General features: G+C 62.4%; 16 protein-coding genes. 10 read left to right on the forward strand and 6 right to left on the reverse strand.

The window, feature by feature from the left end; genetic code table 11:
• Nucleotides 1–11 precede the first annotated feature (11 nt).
• The 10 genes from ACYVKR_RS03100 to pxpA all read left to right on the forward strand — a co-directional run bounded on the left by ACYVKR_RS03100 (nucleotide 12) and on the right by pxpA (nucleotide 8,892).
• Nucleotides 12–1,454 (forward strand): 4-hydroxyphenylacetate 3-hydroxylase family protein, encoded by a 1,443-nt coding sequence (locus ACYVKR_RS03100; protein WP_460479294.1) that lies wholly within the window; start codon nucleotides 12–14, stop codon nucleotides 1,452–1,454.
• A 17-nt stretch (nucleotides 1,455–1,471) separates the two neighbouring features.
• Entirely contained in the window at nucleotides 1,472–2,026 is a 555-nt protein-coding gene (locus ACYVKR_RS03105; RefSeq protein WP_460479296.1) for a flavin reductase family protein, read from the forward strand.
• A 70-nt stretch (nucleotides 2,027–2,096) separates the two neighbouring features.
• Nucleotides 2,097–2,498 carry a cupin domain-containing protein gene (locus tag ACYVKR_RS03110; protein ID WP_460479297.1) on the forward strand — a complete coding sequence of 134 codons (402 nt, stop codon included), beginning with the start codon at nucleotides 2,097–2,099 and terminating at the stop codon, nucleotides 2,496–2,498.
• Between the two features lie 97 nt (nucleotides 2,499–2,595).
• Complete coding sequence (locus tag ACYVKR_RS03115) at nucleotides 2,596–3,372, forward strand: ABC transporter ATP-binding protein (RefSeq protein ID WP_460479298.1); 777 nt, start codon at nucleotides 2,596–2,598, stop codon at nucleotides 3,370–3,372.
• A complete protein-coding gene (locus tag ACYVKR_RS03120; protein WP_460479299.1) occupies nucleotides 3,365–4,072 on the forward strand; it encodes an ABC transporter ATP-binding protein in 708 nt (235 codons plus the stop codon). Before ACYVKR_RS03115 ends, ACYVKR_RS03120 begins: the two co-directional genes overlap by 8 nt.
• A 3-nt stretch (nucleotides 4,073–4,075) precedes the next feature.
• The gene (locus tag ACYVKR_RS03125; protein ID WP_460479300.1) at nucleotides 4,076–4,963 is read left to right on the forward strand and encodes a branched-chain amino acid ABC transporter permease; all 888 of its coding nucleotides are present in this window, start codon (nucleotides 4,076–4,078) and stop codon (nucleotides 4,961–4,963) included.
• A gap of 1 nt (nucleotide 4,964) precedes the next feature.
• Entirely contained in the window at nucleotides 4,965–5,975 is a 1,011-nt protein-coding gene (locus ACYVKR_RS03130; RefSeq protein ID WP_460479301.1) for a branched-chain amino acid ABC transporter permease, read from the forward strand.
• Between the two features lie 231 nt (nucleotides 5,976–6,206).
• On the forward strand, nucleotides 6,207–6,779 hold the full coding sequence (locus ACYVKR_RS03135) for a MarR family winged helix-turn-helix transcriptional regulator (RefSeq protein ID WP_460479302.1): 573 nt from the start codon (nucleotides 6,207–6,209) through the stop codon (nucleotides 6,777–6,779).
• Nucleotides 6,780–6,920: 141 nt separating this feature from the next.
• Nucleotides 6,921–8,135, forward strand: a complete 1,215-nt coding sequence (locus tag ACYVKR_RS03140) for an IscS subfamily cysteine desulfurase (protein ID WP_460479303.1) — start codon at nucleotides 6,921–6,923, stop codon at nucleotides 8,133–8,135.
• 34 nt (nucleotides 8,136–8,169) lie between these two features.
• Nucleotides 8,170–8,892 carry a 5-oxoprolinase subunit PxpA gene (pxpA, locus tag ACYVKR_RS03145; protein ID WP_460479304.1) on the forward strand — a complete coding sequence of 241 codons (723 nt, stop codon included), beginning with the start codon at nucleotides 8,170–8,172 and terminating at the stop codon, nucleotides 8,890–8,892.
• 213 nt (nucleotides 8,893–9,105) lie between these two features.
• Here pxpA and ACYVKR_RS03150 read toward each other — a convergent pair whose 3' ends face one another.
• Genes ACYVKR_RS03150 through torT form a run of 6 tightly spaced genes read right to left on the reverse strand, consistent with a single transcriptional unit; the run spans nucleotide 9,106 to nucleotide 15,912 of the window.
• On the reverse strand, nucleotides 9,106–10,011 hold the full coding sequence (locus ACYVKR_RS03150) for a LysR family transcriptional regulator (protein WP_460479305.1): 906 nt from the start codon (nucleotides 10,009–10,011) through the stop codon (nucleotides 9,106–9,108).
• A gap of 39 nt (nucleotides 10,012–10,050) precedes the next feature.
• Nucleotides 10,051–10,728: a carbonic anhydrase gene (locus ACYVKR_RS03155; RefSeq protein ID WP_460479306.1), complete on the reverse strand. Its 678-nt coding sequence runs from the start codon at nucleotides 10,726–10,728 to the stop codon at nucleotides 10,051–10,053.
• A gap of 16 nt (nucleotides 10,729–10,744) precedes the next feature.
• Nucleotides 10,745–12,217 (reverse strand): NAD-dependent succinate-semialdehyde dehydrogenase, encoded by a 1,473-nt coding sequence (locus ACYVKR_RS03160; RefSeq protein ID WP_460479308.1) that lies wholly within the window; start codon nucleotides 12,215–12,217, stop codon nucleotides 10,745–10,747.
• A gap of 14 nt (nucleotides 12,218–12,231) precedes the next feature.
• Nucleotides 12,232–13,251 (reverse strand): ABC transporter permease, encoded by a 1,020-nt coding sequence (locus ACYVKR_RS03165; RefSeq protein WP_460479309.1) that lies wholly within the window; start codon nucleotides 13,249–13,251, stop codon nucleotides 12,232–12,234.
• A 16-nt stretch (nucleotides 13,252–13,267) separates the two neighbouring features.
• Nucleotides 13,268–14,827 (reverse strand): sugar ABC transporter ATP-binding protein, encoded by a 1,560-nt coding sequence (locus ACYVKR_RS03170; RefSeq protein ID WP_460479310.1) that lies wholly within the window; start codon nucleotides 14,825–14,827, stop codon nucleotides 13,268–13,270.
• Between the two features lie 5 nt (nucleotides 14,828–14,832).
• Entirely contained in the window at nucleotides 14,833–15,912 is a 1,080-nt protein-coding gene (torT, locus tag ACYVKR_RS03175) for a TMAO reductase system protein TorT (RefSeq protein ID WP_460479311.1), read from the reverse strand.
• Nucleotides 15,913–15,934: the final 22 nt, after the last annotated feature.

The raw sequence follows: 15,934 nt of genomic DNA on the forward strand, positions 1-15,934 counted from the left end.
AGAATGGACAAATGCATCTCGACAGCCTGCGCGATGGCCGTGAGATCTACATCGACGGCAAGCGCGTGGAAAACCATGTGGAGCACCCCGCATTCCGCGAGGCGATCCGCTCCGCTGCAGGGCTGTTCGACTATCAGGCCAAGCCTGAGAACATCGAGCGCATGACCTTCAAGTCGCCCACCAGCGGCGGCCAGGTCAACCGCATGTGGCAATTGCCGACATCGCATGGTGAACTGGTGGAGCGCCGCAAGGCGCTGGAATCCTGGACCGAGCAGACCTGCGGCTTCCTGGGCCGTTCGCCGGACCACGTGGCCTCGTGCATTTCCGGCATGGTGATGGGCATGGACGTTTTCGAGCGCTATGACACCAAGCGCGCCAAGGCGCTGCAGGGCTACTACGAATACGCCCGCGACAACGATCTGTACCTCACCTACGTCATCGTCAACCCCCAGGCAGACCGCGGCAAGGATGCCGGCCAGCAGGCCGATGGCCTGATTGCCAGCGTGGTGGATGAGGATGCGGAGGGCATCACCATCAAGGGCGCGAAGATGCTTGGTACCGCGTCCCCCATGTCCAACGAGGTCTTCGTTGGTGCGATGGCGCCGCTCAAGCCGGGCGAGGAAAGCATGAGCTTCTCCGCATGCATCCCGCTCAACGCTAAGGGCGTGAAGTTCTTCTCACGCAAGTCCTTCGAGGCCGCATCCACCTCGACTTTCGACAACCCGCTGGCAAGCCGCTTCGACGAGAACGACGCACTCATCTACTTCGACGAAGTGAAGGTGCCGTGGGACCGCGTGTTCGTGCACAACAACGTGCAGATGGCCCAGGCGCAGTGGCATGTCGCCCCGACGCACCTGTACCAGAACTACCAGTGCCAGATCCGCTTCACGGTGAAGTCGCGCTTCCTGCTGGGCCTGGCGCGTAAGATCGCCGAAGTCAACGGCGTGATCAAGTTTCCGCAAGTGCAGGAGGCCCTGGGCCAGATCGCAGCCGAAGTGGCGATGGTCGAAGGCCTGCTGCACGGTATGGAAGTGGCAGGTACGCACTATGGCAAGTACTTCGTCCCCAACCGCCAGATGCTGTACTCGGCGATGGTGATCACGCAGCAGCTCTATCCCAAGCTGATGACGCAGATTCGCGAACTGGCCGGTGGCGGAATGATCATGCTGCCGTCGTCCTTCCGTGACCTGCAGAATCCCGATATCGCCCAGTACATCGAGAAGACCCAGCGGTCGCCGGTGACCGATCACGTCGGCCGCGTCAAGCTGTTCAAGCTGGCCTGGGACGCGGTGGGCTCGGAATTCGGCTCGCGCCACCTGCAATACGAGATGTTCTACGGCGGCGCCAACATCGTGACGCGCGGCTACTCCTACCGCTCGTACGACTGGGATCGCGCGCTCGGCCAGGTGGACAGCTTCCTGTCCGGCTACGACCTCGACCAGGCGGCAGCCTGAATCTGAAGGAGCACGACGTGTCTGCCGCTATTGACCCGCGTGCACTGCGCAACGCCTTTGGCTACTACACCACTGGCGTCGTCGTAGTGACGACCACTACCCCTGAAGGGCAGAAGGTGGGCGTGACGGTGAACTCCTTCACCTCTGTCTCGCTCGATCCGCCGCTGGTGCTGTTCTGCCTGCTCAACAGCTCCAACGCATACCAGACCTGGAAACAGGCGCGCCACTTCACGATGAATATCCTGACGGCGGACCAGCAGAGCGTGTCCAACGCGTTCGCCCGGCCGTCGACCACCAACCCGTGGGATGTCGTGGAGCACACGGTTGGCGCCAATGGATGCCCGCTGGTGAGCGGCGCGGCGACCAGCCTTGAGTGCGACATGCACGAGCACTTCCCTGGCGGAGATCACCTGATTCTCGTGGGACGGGTCACCGCCGTGCACAGCGATGTGCCGCACGCCGTGCCGCTTGCGTTCTATAGGGGCAAGTACGGCACCTATTGGGGCGTCGATTTCGGAGCCCCGCCCGCGGACAGCAGCCTTTCCGACATGGTGATGGCGGGATTCGGCTGAAGAGAACCGCCCGCCATTCACCCATTTCATTCATCCGTTCATTCACTGAAGTTAACCAGGAGCCTTCATCATGAAAATCAGCAAGACGCATCAGGAATTCTTTCCGGTAGACATGGATACCCAGGGCTGGGAAGTCCCTCCAGGCTATCCGCAAGGCATTGAGCAGAAGATCCTCTCTGGTCATCTGGACGAGCAGAAGAAAGAGGGCTTCCGCACCCGCTTGCTGCGCTTCAAGCCCGGTATCTTCACCACCAAGCCTTTTGTCCACGACTACTTCGAAGAGGTCTATCTGGTGGAGGGCGACCTCACAGTGGGTAACGACGAGCAAGGTCAGGGCGGCCAGGCCTTCAAGCCTCACACCTACGCCTGCCGTCCGCCCGGAGCTTTCCATGGCCCGTTCAAGTCGAACAACGGCTGCGTGCTGCTGGAACTGCATTACTACGCCGACATGGATACCTACCCCACGCGCTGATGGCGCGCTGAGGTAGCCGGCTCCGTGACCTGGCCTCGTGCCGGGTCATGGCGCCGCGTCGCGCATTTTCTTCAAGCCTTCCCCGGGTACGCTGCGTATGCAATCCGAAATTATTCTAGAGACAAAAGACCTGCGCAAGGAGTTCAACGGCTTCATCGCGGTCGGTGGTGTGAACCTGCGAATTCGGCGCGGTCACATCCACGCATTGATTGGCGCCAATGGCGCTGGCAAGACAACCTGCTTCAACCTGCTCACGCGCTTTCTTCCCGCATCGAGTGGAACGATCCACTTCGACGGAGAGGACATCACCCATACGCGGCCGGAGGTGCTGGTGGACCGGGGGCTGGTTCGCTCATTCCAGATTTCCTCGGTGTTTGCCAATCTCACCGCGCTGGAGAACGTGCGCATGGGTTTGCAGCGCTCGCTGGGGCTGACCTACCGCTTCTGGCGCAACAAGCAGGTGCTTGACCAGCTCAACGAGCGGGCGATCAGCGCGCTGGAGCAGGTGGGGCTGGCCGCGCAGTCTGGCCTGCGCGCGGGCGATCTGCCTTATGGGCAGAAGCGCGCCCTGGAGCTGGCCACGACGCTGGCGGTCGAGCCCAAGGTCATGCTGCTGGACGAGCCGACCCAAGGCATGGGGCATGAGGACGTCAGCCGCGTGACTGAACTCATCAAGAAGGTCGCAGCAGGCCGCACCGTGCTGATGGTGGAGCACAACATGAAAGTGGTGGCCGGCATCTGCGACCGGATCACCGTGATGCAGCGCGGCCAGATTCTTACCGAAGGCAGCTACGCGGAAGTCGCCGCCGACGAGCGCGTGCGCGAAGCCTACATGGGACGCAAGAAGCCAGGCAGGGAGGCCGCTCATGCATGAAGCAGTACTGGATATCAAGGGGTTGAATGCGTGGTATGGGGAGTCCCACGTGCTGCATGGTGTGGACCTGCACGTCCGCGAGGGCGAACTGGTGACGCTGGTAGGCAGGAACGGAGCGGGGCGCACGTCGACGCTGCGTTCCATCATGGGCCTGACGGGAGCGCGTAAGGGTTCGATTCGCATCAACGGCACGGAGACCATTGGGCTGCCCACGTTCTCGATCGCCCGTTGCGGCGTTGGCTATTGCCCCGAGGAGCGCGGCATCTTCTCGAGCCTCTCGGTGCTGGAGAACTTGATGCTCCCCCCGCCGTTGCCTGGCGGAAAGCCCATGTCGGCGGATGAGATCTACCAGCTGTTTCCCAACCTTGCCAATCGCGGCAATACCCAGGGAACACGGTTGTCGGGCGGCGAGCAGCAGATGCTGGCGCTCGCGCGCATCCTGCGCACTGGCGCAAGGCTGCTGCTGCTCGACGAGATTTCGGAAGGCCTTGCGCCTGCCATCGTCGACCAGATCGGCGTGGCCCTACAGGCGCTCAAGCAACGCGGCTACACGATCTTGCTGGTGGAGCAGAACTTCGAGTTCGTGCAGACGATGGCCGATCGCTTCTATGTGATGGAGCACGGGCAGATCGTCGAGCACTTCCCCGCGAGCGAGTTGGAACAGAAGGCGGCGACGCTCAACGAATTGATTGGAGTCTAGGCAATGGACGAAATTTTTGGCGTTCCCGTGGCGGCCCTGGGCGGCCAATTGCTGCTGGGCCTGGTCAACGGCGCGTTCTATGCCGTGCTCTCTCTGGGATTGGCCGTGGTGTTCGGTCTGCTGAACATCATCAATTTCTCGCATGGCGCGTTCTACATGATCGGTGCCTACGTCGCTTTCATGGGCCTGACGTTCCTGGGCGTGGGCTACTGGCCTTCGCTGTTACTGTCGCCGTTGATCGTTGGCGCTGGAGGCATGCTCTTCGAACGCACCATGCTGCGGCGCCTCTATCAGCTGGACCACCTGTATGGCTTGCTGCTGACCTTTGGCTTGACCCTGGTGCTCGAAGGCATCTTCCGGGCGGCATATGGGGTGTCAGGCCAGAGCTATCCAGTGCCGGAGGCGCTGCGCTCGGCTATCGACCTAGGCTTCATGGTGCTGCCCACCTACCGGGCCTGGGTGGTCCTGATTGCACTCGTCGTCTGCGGCGGAACCTGGTACGTGATCGAGCGCACCAGCCTGGGCGCACTGCTGCGCGCCGGTACCGAGAACCCCAAGCTGGTGGAAGCCTTTGGCGTCAACGTGCCGCGCATGGTGATGCTGACCTATGGCTTTGGCGTGGCGCTGGCGGCATTTGCCGGCGTTCTGGCAGCGCCGGTGTTGCAGGTCAATGCGCTGATGGGCTCGAACCTGCTGATCATCGTGTTCGCGGTGGTCGTCATTGGGGGGCTGGGCTCCACTGTGGGCACCGTCGCTACGGCCCTGGGCCTGGGCTTGATCGAGAGTCTCGTGAAGATTTTCTACTCCGAGGCGTCGTCGACCGCCGTGTTCCTGATGATGGTGCTGGTACTGCTGGTGCGCCCGGCGGGTTTGTTTGGCAAGGGGAAATGAGATGAAAAATACCCGCGTATTGTTGTTGCTGGCGCTCATCGCCAGCCTGGTGGCGCCCGCACTGGTGTATCCCGTGCTGTTGATGAAGCTGCTGTGCTTTGCCTTGCTGGCCTGTGCTTTCAACCTCTTGCTGGGTTATGGCGGCCTGCTGTCGCTGGGGCACGCGGCATTTTTTGGTGGTGCGGGCTACTGCGCTGGCTACGCACTCAAGCATTGGGGCGTGACGGCCGAAGTCGCCCTGCTTCTGGGCATGGCCGTGGCCGCACTTCTGGGATGGGTCATTGGCAGCCTCGCGCTGCGTCGCCAGGGTATTTATTTCGCCATGATCACGCTGGCATTGGCGCAGCTGGTGTACTTCATCATCCTCCAGCAGCCGGCGCTCGGCGGTGAGGACGGCCTGCAGTCGGTTCCCCGATCCACGCTCTTCGGCTTGGTCGATCTTTCGGACGACCGTGCGCTTTACTACACCTTCCTCGCGGTGTTCATCGGCGCGTGCTACGTGATCTATCGCACCATTCATTCGCCGTTCGGCCAGGTACTGGTGGCGGTGCGCGACAACGAGCCGCGTGCCACTTCGCTCGGCTATGACGTGGTGCGTGTAAAGAAGCTCGCGTTTGTCCTGTCGGCCGCGCTTGCAGGCCTGGCGGGGGCGATGAAAGCGCTGTTGTTCGGAGTGGTCACGCTGGCCGACATACATTGGCATCTCTCGGGCAGCGTGGTGCTGATGACCTTGCTGGGCGGTATGGGCACGATCTTCGGTCCGGCCGTTGGCGCGTGCCTGGTAGTGCTACTGGAGAATCAACTGGGTGACGTCGGTGCATGGCTCGCATCTATTACCGGATGGAGTGGTTTCGAGCGCCTGGGCGACTCGGTATCGATCGTGACCGGCATCGTTTTCATGCTGTGCGTGCTGCTGTTTCGTCGCGGAGTGGTGGGCGAATGGCTGGCCTGGTTGGAGCGGCGCAGATCGGTGGGAGAGCGCACGCCCAGACAAGTGGCGCCCGGCGCTTAGGGCTGCGCACATCCTGCGGCTGATTGCCAGGCGCAGGATGTACTGGCTACCTGCGAGACGTCGGTTGGGTATCATGCAACGATGAGTCGCAAGTCCGTCAACGTGTCCGTACCCGCGAGCAAACCTGTTCGTGGGAGTTCCTCAAAACCAACGCAGCCGCGTACGCCACGCGCCTCCAAATCGGCGGGAGGGAAGCGCGTGGATGCTCGGCGTGCGTCCAAATTTACCCTGATGCCCACCGTTTCGATACCGGCTGTTGTTGATGCAGCCAGCGGTAGTGACAAGGCATTTCGACGGCTGTTGTATGACCTTGGTAGTGCTGCCTCCTATCTGGAAGTTGCGCGTGGCTACCTAGCGTCGCGGATTGGGGTGACTTCGCCCCAGTACAACATGATGATGATCATCGCGCAGAACGAGGGCGACACCGGTATCAGCATCAATGAGATCGCCGACGAACTGCACGTGAGCAACACCTTCGTGACCATGGAGCTCAAGAAGCTGGATCAACGGGGACTGATCGTGAAGTCTCCTAATCCTACCGATGCGCGCAGTGTACTGGTGCGCCTGTCATCCGAAGGCGAGCGCCAGATCGAGTCACTTGGTCCTGAGCTGCTGCTGGTGAATGACAGGCTGTTCGAGCACATCACGGCGAGGGATTTTCAGTCGTTATCGAGAATCATTGCGTCATTGATTGGCGACTTCTCCCGCACGGTCGCGATGTTGCAGGCTATCCAGCGCCAGGAAGCGAGCGAGGCTGCGCGCGGCAGAGACCGTATGCCGACCAAGGGCTCCAGGGTTCAGTGAGTAGAACTGGGGTGTTGCCGGTAATAATGTAAGTAACTTAGCTTTCTTTGATGCTGTTTCGACGCATTGCTCTTCCAGGCAACGCGTGGCTGCGCAATACACCCGCCGGCATGGGACGGCAACTACCTCTGAGACAAAGTAATGACTCCACATCTGCCGATATACCTCGACCATGGTGCCACCACGCCCGTGGACCCCCGGGTCGCTAAAGCCATGATTCCATGGCTCTGCGAGAACTATGGCAATCCGGCGTCGCGCACGCATGCGTGGGGCTGGCAAGCCGAGGAGGCTGTTGAGCTCGCCCGAGTCCAGGTTGCCGAGTTGGTGGGAGCCGATCCTCGCGAGATCGTGTGGACCTCGGGCGCCACTGAATCGGACAATTTGGCGATCAAGGGCGCAGCCCTGTTCTATAAGGGCAAGGGCAAGCACCTGATCACCGTCAAGACAGAGCACAAGGCGGTGCTGGATACCATGCGCGAACTGGAGCGCCAAGGCTTTGAAGTCACCTACCTCGATGTGCAGGAAGACGGGCTGCTGGACCTGAACCGTTTCAAGGAGGCTCTGCGACCAGACACCATCCTGGCATCGGTCATGCTAGTCAACAACGAGATCGGCGTCGTGCAGGACATCCGCGCCATCGGCGAAATGTGCCGAGCTAATGGCACTATTTTCCACGTCGACGCCGCGCAGGCTACGGGCAAGATCGACATCGATCTCAAGACATTGCCTGTGGATCTGATGAGCCTGACTGCGCACAAGACCTATGGCCCCAAGGGCATTGGCGCGCTGTACGTTCGCCGCAAACCGCGCATCCGCATCGAGGCGCAGATCCATGGCGGCGGCCATGAGCGCGGCATGCGCTCTGGTACGTTGCCAACGCACCAGATCGTCGGTATGGGCGAGGCCTACCGGATCGCCAAGGCCGAGATGGCGTCGGATGTGGCACGTGTTCAAAAGCTGCACGACCGGCTTATCGAGGGATTGTCCAGTATCGATCAGGTCTTCATCAATGGGCATGTCACGCAGCGCGTGCCGCACTATGTGAACGCATCGTTCAACTATGTCGAGGGTGAATCTCTGATCATGGGCGTCAAGGGCATTGCCGTGTCGTCGGGCTCCGCCTGTACTTCCGCAAGCCTGGAGCCAAGCTACGTGCTGCGCGCCCTGGGCCGCAGCGATGAGCTGGCGCACTCCAGTTTGCGCATCACCATGGGCCGTTTCACCACCGAGGCCGACATCGATAACGCGGTGCAGATGCTGCAAGGGTGCGTGGGCAAGCTCCGCGATCTGTCGCCCCTGTGGGAGATGTACCAGGACGGCGTCGACTTGAGCACCATCCAGTGGGCCGCGCACTGAGGTCGGCACGATCCATATAGAAGGAGGAAACCGAATGGCTCTTTCCATCAATTGCGATGTCGGCGAGGCATTCGGCATCTATCGCTGCGGCGATGACGAGGGCGTCATGCCTTTTATCGACCTCGCGAACGTCGCATGTGGGTTTCATGCCTCCGATCCACTGGTGATGTGGCGGACCGTTGCCTTAGCGCAGCGGCATTCCGTCCAGATCGGCGCCCATCCCTCATATCCTGATCTGCAGGGCTTTGGGCGCAGGGCCATGGAGATGGCGCCTGAAGAACTAACCGCCTGCATCATGTACCAGGTGGGCGCGTTGAAGGCGTTTCTTGACGAGCAGGGAATTCCGTTGAATCACATCAAGCCGCACGGTGCTTTGTATGGCACTGCGGCAACGACGGCACCCGTTGCACGGTCCATCGCCCGCGTTGCAGCCATGTACGGGGTGCCCTTCATGGGGCTTGCGGGAACGGAGCACGAAGTTGCTTGCAACGAACTCGGCATTGGCTTCATCGCAGAGTTCTTTGCTGACCGCGAGTATGCGGACGATGGCTCGTTGATCATCACGCGGCGCTCGCATGAGGTCGACGTGGCCGAGGCTGCACAGAGAGTGGTGCGAGCGGTTCGCGAAGGCAAGGTTCGGTCGGTCAACGGACATGACGTTGTCATTCGTGCCGATACCGTCTGCGTACACTCGGAAACACCGCGTGCGCTAGAGCTTGCGCGGGCCATTGACCAGGCACTGGATTTCTGTACCTAACCACCCCACCGGAGGCTGGCCTATGTGCAACGCCTTGCGAGTCGCTGCGGGAGCTGGGCATTGCGGTCCGCCTGCTGTTACGGTACTACGCAGATCGTGAACACGCCAGACAAGGGCTGTTGATTGGCTATGTGTGCGTGGAGGAGAGAGAATCGATGCCGACGCGAAGCCGGTGGCGCTCATGGGGTTGGCTAGGCCGGCTCCGCAGCGGGGTTACTCGGGCTCCACGTTGGGGCTGCGGCAAGCATCTACAAATGCCCGCGCGTAACGCCCCAGTTCCACATCACGCTTCCAGGCAAAGCCAATATCCATGCTGGGCAGGGGATCGCTTAGCGTCACAGCCTCCAAGCGCGCGTTCTCCAATGTCCATGACCGGTACACCATGTCCGACAGAATGGTGACGCCCAAGCCAACTGCAACCAAGTTTCGAGTGGCCTCCATGGAACTTGTACGAAAAACGACATTGGGACTGCAACCCGCTGCTTCCCAGTAGCGTTGCGTTGTTTGCTCGGCGTCATCAATCGTCAGCAGAACATAGGGCTCTGGTTGAACGTCTTGCAGCGTGATCCGCTTCTTCGACAGCAGGGGGTGGTTTACGGGCAGCCACAGCCGTCGCTTGGATCGCGTCAGGACGTGGGTATCAATTTCGTCGAGGTGCCCGAGGGGGGAAATCAGGCACATTGCCAACTCGACTTCTCCACTGATCAGACTTTTCTCGATCTGCTCGCGCGTCATCTCCACGAGCTCAACACGTATTCCGGCGTACTGTCGCTGAAATCTGGCCAGGAGCGGTGGCAGGTAGTAGCCTACGACGGTATGGGTACAGGCCAGTCTCAGCACACCAGTCATATCGCGCCTGATCCGGTGCGGTGCTTGCATGGCCTCTGCGGCTGCTGCGAGAACGCTACGTGCATGTCGCAGGAAGACAGTGCCCTCTGATGTCAATGAGACGCCCTTGGCATGGCGCTCGAAGAGTTTGAGGCCTATCTCTGTCTCAAGAGCCTTGATTGCCTCGGTCACGACCGGTTGGGACGTGAAGAGCATCGTTGCCGCTTTTGAAACCTGGCCAGTCTCAGCGGTGGCGACGAATATGCGGAAATGGCGCAGGGAGGCTCTCATGGGAGTGCCTTCCTGTTGCGCACTAGGCTCGGATGCATGTCAGTGGTCATCTTCATATTTAAAATGAGGCTGGCACGTGGGCGATCCTCCGAGAATCGATGCATAGTAGGCGCGCTCCGAACTGTCGAAGTCCGATGCAGTGAGGCCCAATTCGTGCAAGCTGCCATTGTGAAGACCATAGATGAGCCCGTGCACCGAAAGCTGCACGCCTTGATTCCAGGCGTCATTGACAATGGCAGTGCGGCAAATATTCATGAATTGTTCGGCAACATTCAACTCGCATAGCCGATGGGCGCGCTCGTCAGGGGGTAATGCCGCCAGGAGTTCCTGATGACGGATATGGACTTCCTGCACATAGCCGAGCCAATTATCGACGAGGCCCAGTCGCGCTCCGTCTAAAGACGCGCGGATGCCTGAGCATCCATAGTGACCGACGACCATGACGTGACGTACTTTCAACACCTCGACCGCAAACTGCAGCGCCGACAGGCTGTTGAGGTCTCCACGTGGCACCAAGTTAGCGACATTGCGGTGGGTAAAGACCTCGCCCGGGGCGAGGTCCAGGATCTGGTTCGACGGCACCCGGCTGTCGGAACAGCCAATCCAGAAATACCGGGGTGCCTGCTGTTGCGCCAGGCGCTTGAAGAAGCCTGGGTCGGCATTCGACATGCGAGCTGACCAGGCGCGGTTGCGGGCAAGCAGGCAATCCAGCGACATGTGGGCCTGCCTCCGCTCAGCGGTCCATGCCGGCAAGGCACAGGTACTTGGTTTCCAGGTAGTCCTCGATACCCTGGCGGGCGCCTTCGCGGCCTAGGCCCGACTGCTTGATGCCCCCGAACGGCGCCTCGGCAGTGGAGATCAGGCCGGTGTTGACGCCGACCATGCCGCATTCCAGTGCCTCGGCCACGCGGAACACGCGGCCCAGGTCGCGCGAGTACAGGTAGGAGGCCAGGCCCGATTCGCTTGCGTTGGCCGCAGCGATGACTTCGGCCTCGGTATCAAAGGGGAACAGTGGCGCCAGCGGGCCGAAGGTCTCCTCAGAGGCCACGCGCATGTCTGCGGTCACGCCCGCCAGCACCGTGGGCTCGAAGAAGCTGCCGCCTAGCGCATGGCGCTTGCCGCCGGTCAGCACCTGCGCGCCTTTTGCCACGGCGTCGGCGATGTGGGCCTCGACCTTTTTCACTGCGTTAGCGTTGATCAGTGGGCCCTGGGTAACACCGGCCTCGGTGCCATGGCCGACTTTCAGCGCCTGCACCTTGGCCACCAGCTTGGCGGCGAAGGCGTCATACACGCCACGCTGCACATACAGGCGGTTGGCGCAGACGCAGGTCTGCCCAGTGTTGCGGTACTTGGACACCATCGCGCCCTCCACCGCAGCATCGAGATCCGCATCATCGAACACGATGAAGGGTGCGTTGCCGCCCAGCTCCAGCGAGAGTTTCTTGACCGTGTCGGCCGACTGACGCATCAAGAGCTTGCCCACGCCGGTGGAGCCGGTGAAACTGAGCTTGCGTACCGTAGGGTTGGAGGTCAGCTCGCCGCCGATGGCCACGGCATCGCCCGTCAGCACTGACAGCAGGCCGTCGGGAACCCCGGCGCGATGAGCTAGTTCGGCGAAGGCCAGGGCCGATAGCGGCGTCTCCGGCGCGGGCTTGACAACCATGGCGCAGCCGGCGGCCAGTGCTGGGCCTGCCTTGCGGGTGAGCATCGCCGCCGGGAAGTTCCAGGGCGTGATAGCGGCAGTGACGCCGATCGGCTCCTTCAGTACCAGGATGCGGCGGTCGGCCTGTGTGGAGGGAATGGTTTCGCCATAGATGCGGCGGGCTTCTTCGGCGAACCACTCGATGAACGACGCGGCATAGCCGATCTCGCCAGCCGCCTCGGCCAGCGGCTTGCCCTGCTCGCAGGTCATGATGAGGGCTAGGTCATCCTTGTGCGAAAGCATCAGCTCTGCCAGCCGGCGCAGGATGGCGGTGCGTTCGCGTGCCGGCGTCGCGCGCCAGGCGGGCTGGGCCAGGCGCGCGGCCTCGATGGCGCGTCGCGTCTCCGCGGCGCCCATGATGGGCACGGTTGCCAGCACCACGCCAGTGGCGGGATCGGCGACGGGGGTGGTCGATCCGTCGTCGGCGTCGACCCAGGCTCCGGCCAGAAAAGCTTGCTCACGCAGCAGGGAGGGGTCTTTCAGGGAGTTCAGGGTGTGGTGCATGGGAATTTCTGCTTTCAAGAGGGGATGCTCAGGCGATGGCGGAGGGCGTCGGCGATCACGGCAACGATCAGCAATGCACCAAGCACCACCATTTGCATGTAGGAGCCGACGTTGGCCAGGTTCATGCCGTTCTGCACTAGGCCGATGAAGATGGCGCCCAGCACCACGTTTTCGACGCGGCCAACGCCACCACGCAGGCTGACACCGGCAATTACACAGGCCGCGATGGATTCGAGCGCGATGGTGCCGCCCAGGTTGGCTTCGCCAGTTTCTACCCGTGCCGTTAGCAGCAAGCCAGCAATGGCTGCCGTTAGCGCGCAGATCAGGTAGGCCAGCAGCAGCATGTGCCGCGCGTGGATACCCGACAGCTGAGCCGCCTTGGCGTTGCCGCCGACGGCCATCAGGTAGGTGCCCACGGCAGTGCGGGTCATTACCAGGTAGAGGGCAATGGCGATGGCCGCCGTGATCAGCACGGGCACCGGAAGACCCAGCAGCGTGCCAAAACCCAGCATGTCGGAGAAGCCGTCAGGCAGTCCCGACACCGGCACGCCACCGGTGAGGTACAGCGCCAGTCCAAAGCCGATGGACTGCACACCCAGCGTCATGATGAACGGGGAGACCCCGGCGTAGGCGATGCCCAGGCCGTTGATCAGGCCAATCACCAGCGCCGCTGCGATGCCGGCCGCACAGCCGATAGCGATGGCTACGAGCGGCGACATTCCGGGCAAGGCGATCATGGTCATGGCGCTCACTACCGAGGTCATGGCAATGGTGGTGCCCACGGCCAGGTCGAAGCCGCCCGTGATGAGCGCCAGCATCTGGCCAAGCGACACCAGCACGAGATAGACCGACTGACGCAGCAGGTTGGTCAGGTTCTGTGCGGTTAGGAACTGATCGGACAAGCCGGCGAAGACGGCGATGGCCCCGACCAGCAGAAAGGGCAGCACACCCAGGCGCAGGAAGAGCTGCAGCAGCCAGCGCAGCGGAGCGCTGGCGGAGCGTGGCGGCTGCGACGAGGGGGAAAGCGTATTCATGTTGAAGATCCTGTATTCATGCTGCCAGCCGGGCGGCGGTCTGTGCATGCGCACCTGAGGTGGCTTGTGGGAAGAAGTGCCCCAGCACGGCGCTATCGGTCGCCTGGTCGCCTTCCAGCTCTGCCGCGATGCGGCCGCCACTGACGACACAGACGCGATGCGCCAGATGCAACACTTCGGGTAGGTCGGAGGAGATCACGACCACTGCAGCTCCTGCCTCGGTCAATTGCTTGATCAGGCCGTACAGCGCGCTTCGCGTGCCCACGTCCACACCCACGGTCGGTTCGTCGAAGACATAGAGGTCGGCCTGCATGGCCAGCCCCTTGCCGAACAGCACTTTCTGCTGGTTGCCACCGGACAGCAGCCCCACCGGGCGCAGCAAGTTGCGGGGCGCTAGTTCCACGCGCTCGGACAGATCCTGCGCCAGCGCGCGCTCGCGCCCGCCATGCCTGAAGCCGAAGCGCCTGCGCACCCTCTGCCCGAAGGTGCCCAATGTCAGGTTGCTCTTGCCGTGAAAGCCGAGCACCAGGCCCTCGTTCTTGCGGTCCGGCGGCATGTAGAACATGCCGCGCGCGATCATGGCGCCAGAGCCAAGCCCGGTCACGTCCTCGCCTTTGAAGCGCACGCGGCCGCTGGTGGGCGCATCAAGGCCATAGACGGCGCGCATCAGCTCGCTCTTGCCGTGTCCGACCAACCCGGCCAAGCCCAGCACTTCGCCGCGGCGCACGGTCAGGGTAGCGTCGCGCACGCCACCGCGGCTGCACAGGCTGTCGAGCTGCAGCACGGCCTCGCCCGGCTGGCGTGCGATGTGCGGGTAGACCTGCTCGATTGCGCGGCCAGCCATCAGGCGCACCAGGGCGGCTTCGTCGGCGTCCGCCGCAGTCAGCGTGGCCACCTTGCGGCCGTCGCGCAGCACGGTGATGCGGTCGGCAATGCGGCCGATCTCCTGCATGCGGTGCGAGATATAGATGATGCCCACGCCCCGCTGGCGCAGACGCGCCACCAGCGCAAAGAGATGTTCGGTTTCCGCGTCCGTCAGGGAAGCGGTCGGCTCATCCAAGATCAGCACCGACAGCCGGGCGCGGAGACTTTTGGCGATCTCCACCATCTGCTGCTCGGCGCGGCCGAGCGTGCCTACGAGCCGGTCGGGGTCGAGGCGAAAGTCCAAGCTTTGCAGCAGCTTGGCGGCGCGAGTGCGGCGTTCGACCCGGCGCAGCACGCCGAAGCGCGCGGGCTCCTCACCAAGCAGTAGGTTCTCGGCGATGCTGAGCGTTGGAACCAGGGAGAATTCCTGGAACACGGCGCTGATGCCCCGGTTGCGCGCATCGCGCACCGAGTGCAGATGAACCGGCTGCCCCTCGACCTCGATGTGCCCGCTGCTGGGGGACTGTGCACCTGCCAGCAGCGAGATCAGCGTGGATTTACCCGCGCCGTTCTCGCCGAACAGCACGTGGACTTCGCCGCTGCGCAACTCGAAGTCCACATCGGACAGTGCCTGCACGCCCGGGTATTGCTTGCCCAGGCCCACGGTGCGCAGCAGCATGGGGCTGCCGGCGTTTGCGGCTCCGGTGTCCATGGCGCTTACTTGACTTCGAAGACGGGCTTGAAGTTCGCCGGCGGCAGGATGTCATCGAGCTTCACGCTCTTGACGTTGCTGCTGTCCACGACGAAGATTTTCGGGCTGACGTGGCGGTCCTTTTCCTCGAGCCTGCCCTCCAGCGCACGCACGGCCTGATCCACGGCAATGCGGCCTTGGATGACCATGGAGTCGGCTGGCGCGGCGAGGATGCGGCCCTTCTGGATGCCGTCATACACACCCGGGGTCATGTAGAACGACAGCAGCTTGACTTTGTCCTGCAGATTGCGCGAACGCACCAGGCCTACTGCAGCCTCCGCCGTCACCGCGGTGCCGGCGATGTAGTTCAGGTCCGGGTTGGCCTGCAGTGCGTCCTCGATCAGCTTGGATTGCGCTTCCTTGCCGGTGTCGCCGTACTTGGGGGCGAGCACCTGGATCGACGCATTGCCCTTGACTGTGTCCATGAAGCCCTTGTGCGCGGCCTCGACCCAGCCGGCACCGGCCGGACCGGGGAACCAGCCGATCTTGACCTTGGGGCTGCCGGCAGGGTGCAGCTTGATGAGGTACTCAGCCGCCGACTGGCCCATGGTGTAGAACGAAACCAGCGATTTGGCGGTCAGTTCGGGAGAGTTGATGCCGTTGATCACATCGACCACCGGTATTTTTTTGGCAGCGAGCGACTTGACCAGGCTGCTCAGCCCGTCGGCCGAAATGGCGCCGATGATGACGGCCTGTGCGCCACGGGCCACGCAGTCCTCGATCTGGGATATCTGCTTGTTCAGGTTGGTGTAGCCACCGGCCTCAACCAGGTGCATCTTCACGCCCTGGCGGCGCGACTCCTCCACCACGCCATAGTCCACGCCTAGCCAGTAGGCGTCCTTCATGTGCGGAAAGGACACGCACACGTCCCAGGGCTTGGCGGCCTTGGACAGCGGCTGGTAGCTGAAGGCGGTGCGCGTGCCGTTGGCGGCAAACGCGGGCGCGGTGGACTCCGCCTGGTAGGGGAACCATTCGGCATGCGCCGGGAAGGCGCAGGTAGCGGCGAAGGTGGCGGTGAGGGCGAACGAAATCACACGACGGGTCATTTTTGTATCCTGGTTTTTATCG

The organism is Comamonas humi (assembly GCF_054782535.1).